4 protein-coding genes are annotated in these 12,997 nt (G+C 36.5%); all 4 read left to right on the top strand.

The features are described 5' to 3' along the window. Window positions 1–76 precede the first annotated feature (76 nt). The 4 genes from MY04_RS14905 (at window position 77) to MY04_RS14890 (ending at window position 12,901) form a co-directional block, all read left to right on the top strand. Window positions 77–1,600: a SusD/RagB family nutrient-binding outer membrane lipoprotein gene (locus MY04_RS14905; RefSeq protein ID WP_066210824.1), complete on the top strand. Its 1,524-nt coding sequence runs from the start codon at window positions 77–79 to the stop codon at window positions 1,598–1,600. A 365-nt stretch (window positions 1,601–1,965) separates the two neighbouring features. Beyond that, complete coding sequence (locus MY04_RS14900; protein ID WP_158297717.1) at window positions 1,966–6,051, top strand: hybrid sensor histidine kinase/response regulator transcription factor; 4,086 nt, start codon at window positions 1,966–1,968, stop codon at window positions 6,049–6,051. A 236-nt stretch (window positions 6,052–6,287) separates the two neighbouring features. Continuing rightward, window positions 6,288–11,930, top strand: coding sequence for an Ig-like domain-containing protein (locus MY04_RS14895; RefSeq protein ID WP_066210818.1), 5,643 nt, complete (start codon window positions 6,288–6,290; stop codon window positions 11,928–11,930). 398 nt (window positions 11,931–12,328) lie between these two features. After that, window positions 12,329–12,901 (top strand): DUF4136 domain-containing protein, encoded by a 573-nt coding sequence (locus MY04_RS14890; RefSeq protein ID WP_066210816.1) that lies wholly within the window; start codon window positions 12,329–12,331, stop codon window positions 12,899–12,901. Window positions 12,902–12,997: the final 96 nt, after the last annotated feature.

Genomic DNA, 12,997 nt, shown 5'->3' with positions numbered 1-12,997 from the left:
GTAGGATAGGTAAGGCAGTTAAAATGGCTGTCTTACCCACTTCAACATCATTTATCACAAGAAACATTAGAGAATTATGAATTTTAGCAAATCTCTTAAAAATATATTAGTAGCAGGATCTGTACTTATTGGTGCAGCGTCTTGTACTGACAACTTCGAAGAGTTAAACACTAACCCTAATAACCCTTCTAAGCCAACACCGGCACAAACATTTACTTTTGCTCAATTGGCAGTATCGGGTGTGGGTCACGAGACTTCTCGTTTAAACTCTTTGACTACAGGACAAATTGGTATGCACTACATCGGTGCTTGGGGCGACTCAAGAGTTTGGTTAACTGGTAGTGGTCCTGTTTGGGTAGGTGAATACTGGAACAAGTCTTACGTAAAGATCGTGGGTAACTTGGAAGTAGCCATTAAAGATGTAACAGCAGACGATGCGGATCCAGCAAAATTAGCAATGCTAGATGTATGGAAAGTATTTAATGCACACCGTATTACAGATATCTATGGACACGTTCCTTATTTCAACGCAGGAAAAGGTTATGCTGCAGCTGAGGCTGGTGAATCGTTGACGCAAGATATGTTGAAGCCTAAGTATGATGAGCAATCGGCAATCTATGCAGACATGATCTCAAAATTGGACAACGCTGTTCAAGTATTAGGTACTGCTGGTAATTCATTTGGTGAAGCTGATTTAGTATACGGTGGAGATCATTTGATGTGGCAAAAATTAGCCAACACACTTCGTTTAAGATTAGCGACTCGTTTAGGTGATGATGCAAAAGTGACTCAATCACTTAATGCTCCTTTGATCGAAACAAACGAAGAAATCGCATTGATTCCATTTACTGGTGAAGGCGATATCTGGGGTCTAGCTTCTAACGGTGATGCATTCTCATTTGATTGGGGTGGCGCATTCCCTTCTCAAGCAATTCTAAATGCAATGAACCAAAAAGATACTGATGTAACTAACGATGATCCTCGTTTACCAGTATTCTTTGTGAACTCTGTAGAAGAAGAGGATGGAACAGTAACTGTTTATGATTGGTTTGAGCCTCAAACGATGCAAGGTGAGGATTTAACAACATCTAAGCACCCAGCTTTTGCTGCAAATAGAACTAATATTGGTGGTTATGATACTCCTGAAATGGTAGCAACTCCAATGGAAGTAGCTTTCTTAAGAGCAGAACATACCACTGATGCTGCAATGCAGTTACAATATTTCACTCAAGGGATCAACCTTTCTTTAGAGTATTATGGTTTAGGATCTGATGTTGAGACGGATTACCCAGCATTCTGGGCATCTGTAAAGTCTAACTTCGATGCGAATCCTAAAGCTGAAATTTTAAAGCAAAAGTGGATCGGTTTGATTGGTAACGGACCAGAAGCATATGCAGAGGTTAGAAGAAATTCAGATTTGTTCTTCGGAACGATCTTCGTTCCAGGCGTAGATTACAAGAAAACATCACAAGGTACTGATGGTGGTTTCGATGATTTCTACCAATGGAAAATCGAATACCCAGCTTCTGAAGCAGCAACAAATTTAGAGAACATGCAAGCCGCTCAGAATATGCCACAAAATTTCTGGTGGACAAAATAAGATCGAAAATTTTAAGTTGAATAATAATAACGGACAATGATGCACAAGCAGGAGTATATCTTACTCCTGCCTGTGTTTTTTATTTTATATCCTTTTGTTTTTACTAGACAATAAATGAACAAAGGGGGAATTTCACCCCAAAACATCAGTTGTTTATCCATATTGCAGTCGTTCAGTTGACACTTATTTTAATCTCTCCATTCTTCTTTGATAAACAAGTTGAAAATAGGTTTACGAACACCATCTAAAATAAGCGATGCAAACTTTTACTTATGATTACCAATTCCTTCATCTATATCAGTCGAAAAACGAATCTTCCAGTAATTCTACAACTCTTTATTGTCTTCTTTTTTTTATCAATGAATATGAGATTGCTCGCCAATTCTACCCATGAACTAAATTATCAGATTAAAAAAGTATCGGATATATCTCAATTGGATATTCGAGATGTATTTAAAGATTCAAAGGGCTTTTTATGGTTAGCGACCTCGGATGGATTGGTACGTTATAATGGTCTCGACAGTAAAGTATATAGAGTAAGCAAATCAGACAATGCTATTGGAAGCAATATGACCCGAAAAATTGCGGAGGATAAATGGGGAAATATTTGGGTATCCACTTTTGGTAAAGGCCTTTCAAAATTAGATATCAAAAAAGAAAGGTTTGTCAATTATACTATGGATAGTGAATCAGATTATAAGATTGAAACCAACGATATTTCTTCTTTTTTAATTGATGGACAAACGATTTGGATAGGCAATTGGGACAAATTAATCCGTATTCAGTTAGATGATCATCACGATAAAATTATTCATCAGTCTTCTATTCTTTTGTCAGAAATTGATTCTTCCCGACATCAGGTAGTCATTCAAAAAATATTTAAAGGAAAAGATAATCATATATGGTTAGGACTTAATTCAGGGTTGTTCAAGATGAAAAACAATCATCAAGATTTACATCAGATTGATTACGATAAAACTCTTGGAAATGTTTCTGATATGACCTATTGTGATTCAACAATGATTACTTCCGGTGAATTTATATCTAGTGTAGTAAATCATTCGGGAGGATTTCGGTTAAGAGGTCTTACGGCGAATTCGGCACATACTATTGCATATAAAGATGGAATTTTATGGGTCGGAAATAGAAAAGGGGTATTTGCTTATAAAGTGCATAAGTACCAATTTTTAACCCTCATCAAGCACTATAAAACGACAAGTAATAATGGGCGGTCATATCACCCTGTTACTTCAATTATTTTAGATGATGAAAAGGTTTGGGTTGCCACAACAGGCGGTGGCGTCTATTGCATATCACCTCTTTCACAACTTTTTGAGCATTATCAGCAAACCAATAAAAAGTCGCTATTTGATGATCATATAAAGGCCATTTTCGAAGATAGTAAGCAAAACCTCTGGATAGGAACAGAGGTGGGTGGTCTCAACTATTTGATTAATGAAAACAATTACAACTATGATAACGGTTTTGGTCAGATTTCTATAAAAAACTATCCCGACGAAAATAATAGGGTATATGCCATTGCTGAACAACACCTTCCTCAATCAAAATTAAGAAAACGATTGCTATGGTTAGGCACTACTTTTCCCACTTTTTTAATCGCCTTAGATCCAAATACGATGGAATTGTTGCCTCAATCTCCTTTTGCAAAAAAGCTGGGGTTTGTATTTGATATCGAAATGCAAAACGATTCGACAATGTGGGTAGGGACTTATAATGAAGGATTATGGAGGATCAAAACTGATCAGAATGGAGAAATTCTAAGTGCTCAAAAATTTGATTCCAATCCTAAAAATGGAGGGTTAACCTCAGATATTATTAGAAGCATACTCATTGATAAAAACGGCAATTTATTAGTGGGCACAGACAAAGGATTGAATGTCATTTTCGCAAATGAATTAGAGAAAAATCACCCAAAAGTATTCAATTATAAAGAGGGGAAAACAGCATTCGACTTATCCAACGAATATCTATTAAAGATCTTTGAAGCGGAAGATGGAAAAATTTGGATGGGTACAATTGGAGGAGGTTTGATTTATTTTAATGAGATTAAGGACAAAAAAATAAGATTCAATACAATTACTGTAGAAGATGGGTTATCAAGTAATTCCATCAAATCAATAGAAGAAGATAGCGAAGGGAATTTATGGTTGAGTAGTAATCATGGTTTGATAAAATATCAACCACGATCCAATCAATTTGTCAATTATGTTCAGTCGGACGGCTTACAAGCAAATGAATTTGAAGACTTGGTTAGTTTCACCAGAAAAGATGGTCAGATGCTTTTTGGAGGAGTAAATGGTTTGAATGCCTTTTATCCTGATCAAATTGTGTCAGATACTCGAAGACCACAAATCTATTTCTCGGAGCTTCAAATTCTAAATGAAACCATTATACCCAATACTAAATATGAACATCAAGTGATCTTAGAGAATAGTATTGAGCATACCAAGGAAATATACTTAAAGCATGATCAAAATAGCTTTAGTCTATCTTTTGAAGCCTTTCAATTCAATAATCATCATAAAGTAAAGTTTAGATATTTCTTAGAAGGATTTGATGAGGAATGGACACCGACACGGAACAATAGCCGACAAGCAAAATACACCAATATACCTTCGGGAACATACACGCTAAAGGTAAATGCGGCCAATAGCGAAGAGGCTTGGTCGGATCAAACAATTGCATTAAAAATATACATTGCGAAACATCCTTTGTTAAGTAATGTAGCGATAGGTATATATATCATCAGTTTCGTTTTGATGTGCAGCTTGATATTTACCATCTATAATCGAATAAGAAAACAGAAAAAGGAAGTCTTTATTGCAGAGTTAGAAAAAAAGAACGCAGAAGATGCTGCACAATCCAAACTGAGGTTCTTTACCAATATATCTCATGAGTTTAGAACGCCTCTAACACTCATTACTATTCCTGTAGACCGTCTAATTAACGGGTCACAATTGACAGAGGAAGACAAGAAACATCAATTGAAAATAATTAAATACAACGCCGATTTAATGTTGCGATTGGTTAATCAGATATTGGACTTTAGAAAATTAGAGCAAAATAAAATTCAACTCTCAATGCAATTGATGGATAGTATACGTTTTGTAAAAAATATTTTTGATGGCTTTCAGCCGTTGGCAGAGAGTAAAGAAATTAAGTTATACTTTAAGGCAAATGTTGAAGAATTAATGATGTCGTTTGATCCGGATTGTTTGGAAAAGATTATCAATAATTTATTATCGAATGCTATAAAGTTTACACCTAAAAACGGAGAGGTGACTTTAGAAATGGAATCTTTGGAGAATAAGCTATCGATTAGAGTAACTGATAATGGAATAGGCATCGCGGAGGATGATCAGAAGCAACTGTTTAAAAGGTATTTTCAAAAGACCAATAAGAATATGCTTTTCAGAGGAGGTACGGGTATTGGACTGAATCTAATTAAAAACTTGGTGGATCTCCACAATGGAAGCATAGAAGTTGAAAGTAAGAAAGATGAAGGGACCACTTTTAAAGTGCTTTTACCAAAAATCAATGAAGGAACCTTAGATCTGGAGTTGACTAAAGAGGAGGATACAGGTGATTTTCCGTCTCCATTTTCTATAGAAAAAGTCCAAAATATACTACAGCCAACACAGAAGAAATATACCTTTTTGATAGTAGAAGATAATGAAGAATTGAGAGAAGTGGTCGTATCATTATTTAGTGAATATCATCAGGTAATTGAAGCGGAGGATGGACAGCAGGGCTACGAAAAATGTATCATACATCAGCCTGATTTGGTCATTAGTGATGTGATGATGCCCAATATGAATGGTCTCGAAATGTTGCACACCATTAAAAATGATATCAAAGTATCTCATATCCCCATTGTATTATTAACCGCAAAAAGTACCAACGAGAATAAGGTGGAAGGGTTGATAGAAGGAGCAGATGCTTATGTGTCTAAACCATTTGATCAAAATGTCTTGTATTCTATTGTATTTTCTATCCTCAAGAATAGAGAGCGTTTGATTGAAAAGTTTGATAAAGAAATCAAGATCAATCCTTCTCTAATTTCCAAAACACCACCGGATGTAGAGTTTTTAGAAAAGGTACTTTCAATCATCGAAAATCACTTAGATAATACCGAGTTTAATGTGGATAAATTGTCTGTAGAATATGGGCTTTCGAGAAATCATTTAAACAAAAAAATCAAAGCATTAACAGGGGAAACAGCCATTGCTTTTATAAGGAATGTCCGTTTAAAACATGCCGCAGAATTATTTAGAAATGGCAATACCAATATCTCAGAAGTCACTTGGCAAGTAGGCTATACAGACCTGGGTACATTTAGGAAAAGATTTAAGGAAAAGTTTGGAGTAAGCCCTTCTGAATTTGCACAAGAAGCGACAAGAAAAGAGAGCACTTTAAAAAAGGAAAACTAAAGCTAAACGATTGTAATTATATCAAAATGAGTCAAATATACACTTAAAGTGTAAATACCTACCTCATTGGTATCAAATACCTAGGCAGAAAAAACGCCTATCCTACTATGTTTGAGTGTGATGAAAAACGTTTGGATGATAAAGTTTTTTTTAGCTATGGTACTACTCTTTTTAACATCCAAATCACTCATTTTTCATACAACTAATCAAAGTATATTTATTTGAAATGAAGTGTTATGATGAAGATTAAAACGACTTTTTTGACAAGTGTTTTATCCTTCTCTCTGTTCTTCTTATCTATGGGAGTTTCGGCTCAAAACGTACAAGTGGATGTGAACCTAAATATGGTGCACTCTGTAGAAGGAATTTCAGATTTTGGAAGAGATAGGCACATTACCGTTCACTCGGCGGCAACAGAGAGAGATTGGGATGGACAGGAAGACAAACTCGACTATTTTATCAATGATCTTGATGTGTATTGGGGTAGAGACAATGGAGCAGCAAGCTGGAAATTTTCTGATACTCCACAAGACCCTAACCGACCTAACAAGCCAGACGTTTCTGCAATGATGTTAAAGGCAGAAGAATTAAAAAATTGGCACGAAAGCAAACTCAATGCGAAACAATACGAAGGGAAAGGTTTCATGATTCAGGGAACAAATCCTCACCCAACATATCCAACACTAGATTGGAGTCCAAGAGGGAAAACTTGGCATGGATGGCAATCATTAGAAGTAGAAACTTCTGCAGAATGGGTGACGGAATATTTGGATCATTATTTTGCTAAATCACCTGGAGAAAAAGGAGAGCCACTACCACACTATTGGGAAGTAATTAACGAACCTGATATGGAAATGATGGTGGGTGGTAAAAGTTGGATCTATGCATCGAGCCAAGAAAAGCTTTGGGAATACCATAACCTTGTAGCAGAAGGTGTCAAAAACCGTCTAGGAGCAAAAGCACCTAAAATTGGTGGTATGACTTGGGGTATGCACGATTTCTATTGGAAAGACGGTATCAATAGAGTAGCTGATGACCAATACGAACAATGGTTTTCCGACGATCTTATGCCGTATTTACAAGAAATGACGACCTCAACAGTAAACGATTACAGAACAAACGATTGGTACCAATGGGATGTGATGTGGCAAGGATTTATTGATAACTGCGGTGACAATATGGACTTCTATGGTATTCATATTTACGATTGGTCGGTAGGCGAAAGAGGTAAAGGTGTGGTACGTACTGGTGGACATGTTGAAGCAATGTTGGATATGTTGGAATGGTACGATATTCAAAAATTCGGAAAGAAAAAAGACATCGTTTTATCGGAGTTTGGTGCTGTTTCGGGTTGGATCAATGATCAGGAAATGGAAAGAAAAGCCTGGGAAAATCTTCGTCCTTTCAATGGGATGTTCATGCAATTTTTAGAACGTCCATCTCATGTGGTGTACTCAATGCCTTTCGCACCAGTAAAAGCAGAGTGGGGTGATGTTAGAGATGCCAACGGAAATGTAACAACTAGATATGGTTCTGTTTTAATGGACAGAGTCGATAGAAATTGCGAAGCTTATGATGCTTCTTGTGAATGGGTATGGTCAGATTTTGTGAAGTGGTATGAACTGTGGAGAGATGTGGATGGTACTCGTATTGATACGAAAGCGACAGATAGAGATATACAAGTAGATGCTTATGTGGAAAACAATAAAGTCTATCTTATCGTCAACAACTTGCAATTTGATGAAGCAACAGTAGATCTAAATATTTTTGATACACAAGCGAGCAAGGTTCAGTTTGTGGAGAAAAGATACATGCATTTTGATGAAAATATTGGAACGACAGGTGGTGTGGCATTAGACGAAACTAGATTAAACACTGCTCCTGGATCGATGACAATTTCTGGTGGAGGTACAGTAATTCTAGTGTATCACTTTGATAAAAACGTGGTTCTTGATCAAACATCAAAAGAAGAGAAATACATGAGTGTGGCACTAAATAATGAAACAACATCAATTGGTGGTTTATTATTTAGAAAAGAAGTACCGGGTCGTACACCAATGACGACAAACATTAATGGTGTGGTTGTGCCTGCAAACGGTGAAGCAACATTGAGATTCTCAGGTAAATTCCCAGAAAATGCATTAGTGCCTGCTTACATCACTGTAAACGGAAATAATTTAGATTATGATACCGATTGGAGAGGCGAATATGAAGATTCTCGAAACTTTTGGTTCGGTACAATGGAAGTGGATGTTCCAATAGAATATTTACAAGAAAACAATGAAGTGACTATCGAGATTCATGGGAATAAAGTGACTTATACAACCGTATCATTGCAAGTATATGATATGTCAACAGCTCCAGCTCGTTCATCGAACCCTACAAATTTGGTGGCATTAACGGACATCTCAATTACCAATACAGCATTTGATTTAATGAATGGTAAATCAGAAGCTTTGGAAGTAGCATTCACTCCAGAAAATGCAACAAATAAAAAGATTGTTTGGACTTCTTCGGATGCTTCAAGTGTATCAGTTGATGAGTTTGGTAATGTAACTGCCCTTGCTGATGCAGGAGAGGTAACTATTACGGCCACATCAGAAGATGGATCATTTACAAAATCTATTGTAGTAACAGCTGTACCTTATCAGTCTACACCAATTACAGAAATTGCAATCGCACAAGGAGCAACTTTTGAAACGATGGTCAATATCACTACACCTTTAATGGTAAATGTATTGCCAGAAGCAGCGGCAAATTATGATGTGGTTTGGTCAAGTTCAGATGAGGATGTTGTAAAGATAGATCATGTAACAGGTAAAATTTCTGGTTTAGTAATAGGTCAAACTGCTACAATTATGGCCACTGTGGTAGATACTGAAAATGGAGGAACTGTATTTACTGACGAAGTGGACGTTACTGTAATAATCAATGGTAATGAAACAGTGTATTGCTATGACTACGACGAGGCCTTAGTAGGTAATGATGAATATACTTTTAATGTTTCAGCAAATGCATTAGCAGGTAGAACTTTAAAAGTGGAATTCCTAAAGGGAATGACTGTATTGGGAGAAAGTGAATTGACTACCTCTAAAAATGGCGAACAATTTATGACTGTTACGCTTCAGTTAGATCAATTGGCTGAGATAGGCAATGATTATACTCTACGATTAACCTTGCTAGATGGAAGTGCTACTTTATCTACTTGCGAAAGTATGTTGAGTATTGCTGATCCAATTTTACCAACTTCTATTGTTGCTAAAGATTGGTTAAGAACGGTTCAAGTAGGAAAAACACTACCTATCGAAGCTGAAGTGACCCCTCAAGATGCATTTGATCAAACAGTCACTTGGGAAATTATTTCTGGTGCAGATATTATATCCATAGAAAATGGTATCATCACAGGTTTAAAAGCAGGCACAGCGGAAGTGAAAGGCGTAGCGAACGCAGATAATGCTGTAGAAACATCAGTGATAACAATAACTTGTCAGGATGCGGAAGTAGTTGTAAGCCCAACAGAAATACTGTTAGCAAAAAGAACAGCAATATTCCCTAATAGTACTTTACCAATGGAAGTGATTGGCTTTGTACCAGAATTCACAAACTCAAAAGAAGTGACTTGGTCAGCAAGTAATAGCCTAGTAACTATTGACGAAAACGGACTTGTTACAGCCGGAGCTGATGAAGGAACAGTGACTATTACAGCAACTTCTGTAGCTGATCCTTCGGTTTCTACTTCTTTGGATGTATCTGTAGGAAAAACGATTTACATAGAAGCAGAAGATTTTGATGAAAAATTTGGAGATGAATTAGGTATCTACGCGCCAACTGCAGGAGTGAAAGGTATTAACGCAGTAAAAACAGGAAACTATGTAGTGTATTTTGTTTACTTCCCTGCAGCAGGAGAATATACGGCTACCTTCTTTGCTGGAACAGCAGCAGCTGATGCAAAATTAGAGATGTATGTCAATAGTCAGTTACAAGGAAGCACTGTAATTAACAATAACGGATGGGACAATTTTGAACCGTATGAGTTGGCTCAAAAAGTAAATATCACTTCCGCTGGAATACATGAAATTGGTGTCGTAGCATCTGGTTCTACTCCTTACCAATGGAATTTGGAACATTTCGAACTTCAATTCGGTGGTGACGTATCTTGTCAGGATTTAACATCAATTACTATGGACAATGACATGTCAATCACTGCTTGTCAAACAGTACAGTTATCGTTTACAAAAGTACCTGTAACAGCTTGTGATCCAACACAAGTTCAATGGTCGGTAGATGATGAGGCAATCGCTACTGTAAGTGAAAGTGGAGAGCTTACGGGCGTGACTACAGGATCAACAATCATTCGATTAACAACAGAATTGGGAGAAGAAACTATTCAGTTAACCGTAACAGAAGCTCCTGCACCAACAGCGATCAATATTTTACCTGCTAACAGAATGGTATCCGAAGGAGGATCAATTCAGTTGGTAGCGGAAGTTTTACCATTAGGAGTGTGTAATGCCAATGTAAGTTGGAGTTCTTCTGATGAAAACATTGCCACTGTGGATACAAATGGCTTAGTTCAAACGAAGGATGGTTCGGCAGGGAAATCTGTAGATATTAGGGTAACTTCTGAAGCTGATAACTCGGTAATGGGTGTAGCAACAGTATCTGTAGCAGCTCCAGCAGAGGAAATCGTAATAGAAGCCGAAGACTTCGATAGAACAGGAGGAACTTTCGATGATGGCAACGTTCCATTTGGTGTAAACAGAGCCGAAGGGGTTGGTATCAATTGGGTAAATGCAGGAGACTATGTTGAATTTGATGTTCAGTTGGGCGCAGGTAATTACGAAGTAAAATACTTAATTTCAACACCATCAGATGATGCAGAGGTAACCATTACATTAAACGAACAATCTATTGTAACTCCAGTTCCAAACAACGGAGGTTGGGACGATTATCAAGAACTAAAAGCAGATGGTTCTATACAAATTGATACAGATGGAACCTACGTTTTAAGAATAGACGCCTCAGGTACTCACGATTGGCAATGGAATATGGATAAAATTATCCTTCTAAAAACGGCCTTAGCAGCTCCTTGTGAAGTGACAAGTATCAGTATAGTAGAAGAGGATCAAAATTTATTTGTAGGTGATGACTTTAACGTAAATGTCACTTTAAATTACTCAGGCGGATGCACAGGTCAAGTGATGTGGTCTTCTACAGATGAAAATGTAGTGACTGTCGATGCTAACGGTAAAGTAACTGCAGTAGGCATAGGTAATGCAGAAGTAATTGCTACAGTAGAAACAGGCGATTTAACTGATAAAATTGCGTTCTCAGTTTATGCTCGTGAAGAAGAAAACAAGGATATATTGGTTACAAGCGTAACTTTATCTGATAATGCTTTAGAGTTAATAGAAGGTGCAACACATCAATTATCGGCGACAATTACTCCTGAAAATGCTACGAATAAGAAGCATACATGGACATCATCAGATGAAAATGTGGCAACAGTAGATGAGTTAGGTTTACTTACTGCCCAAGGAGTAGGAACAGCTACCATAACAGTCACTACAGAAGATGGAAGTTTCACCGCCTCTGTTGATGTAACGGTAACAGCAGAAGTGTTATCATCCTTAGATGATTTGAGAAATAAAATCTCTGTATATCCAGTACCGACCAATGATGTGGTTCAATTTAACAATCTAAAGAATGGTCGCTACGAGTTTATTGTAAGCGATATGAACGGTAAAGTATTGATTAGTAAAGTCAACAATTATCAATCAGGTGATAAGTTTGATGTTAGTCAATTACCATCAGGTATCTACTTAATGAACGTTCACGGAAGTGATATTCATGAGTATTTCAAAATTCAAATCAAATAATAAAAAAAAGCATCGTTTATCTTAAAAGGGTAAGCGATGCTTCATTGTCTTTTTGTTTGATGTAGACTCAGATCTTATAGAAAGCAATTGAAAGGAAATCGACCACCTCAATATGTAATAGGATCAAACAATTAGGTGATATAAAAAAATATTCCGGTAAGTTTTCTAAAATGGAAAATTTACCGGAATATTTTTATTTGCGACAACTAAATAAATAAGCATTTAGTTTTCTATAATTGTGTTAAGATTTAATATATGGTCTTAATCTTTACTAAACTGTAAATCTTTAATTTATCAAAAGAGTAAAATAATATTAAAGATCTCACTAGTATTTATAATCTTTATATTTGAAACTTGGATGAGTAATGTGATATACTCGTCAAAAACAAAAAAGGACTATGAAAAGCATAAAACACATTTGGCTAAATATCGCTGCGTTTATCGGTTTAGCGTTTTTAGTTACTTCATGTTCTTCCACTAAGATTACAACAGATTATAATCCTGGAACGAACTTCACACAATATAAAACATTCAGCTTATTGCCTTGGCAGGGAAATTCTTCTTCGACTAAGGTAACGGCTTTTGATAGAGAAAGAGTTAAGAATGCTGTGATCACTAATATGCAAGGATTAGGATACACGTATTCTGAGCAAGATACCACTGCCGATCTACAAGTAGGTATGGTATTCACAACAAAAGAAAAGAAAAGCGTAACATCGTATAACGCAGGTTACGGTGGATGGTACGGCCCTTGGGGTATGGGTGCCACTCACTACTCAGAGTACGATTATACTGAAGGTACTTTTGTAATTGATGTTTTTGATACTCAAGCGAAGAAACTTCTTTGGGAAGCAGCTGCTGTAAGTACATTAACTGAAAAGCAAGAAAGCCCAACAGTAAGAGAAAGAAATATTAATCGATTTATAAAGAGCATCTTTAAAAAGTACCCAACGCAACCGGGTAGTAATTAATCATTTGATTAAATGCATATAAAAATAGAGGCTGATTCAATACACATTGAATCAGCCTCTATTTTTATTATTGTAAATACATTTTGATAAACATCA

Origin of the sequence: Flammeovirga sp. MY04 (assembly GCF_001682195.2) — a bacterium.
Classification (GTDB): Bacteria; Bacteroidota; Bacteroidia; order Cytophagales; family Flammeovirgaceae; genus Flammeovirga; species Flammeovirga yaeyamensis.
Note: the sequence above shows the minus strand (reverse complement) of the source record. Positions and strands in the feature narration are given on the sequence as shown.

Coding starts and splice junctions, on each gene's coding strand:
- MY04_RS14905 (WP_066210824.1), top strand. CDS start 77: ATGAATTTTAGCAAATCTCTTAAAAATATATTAGTAGCAGGATCTGTA.
- MY04_RS14900 (WP_158297717.1), top strand. CDS start 1,966: ATGAGATTGCTCGCCAATTCTACCCATGAACTAAATTATCAGATTAAA.
- MY04_RS14895 (WP_066210818.1), top strand. CDS start 6,288: ATGATGAAGATTAAAACGACTTTTTTGACAAGTGTTTTATCCTTCTCT.
- MY04_RS14890 (WP_066210816.1), top strand. CDS start 12,329: ATGAAAAGCATAAAACACATTTGGCTAAATATCGCTGCGTTTATCGGT.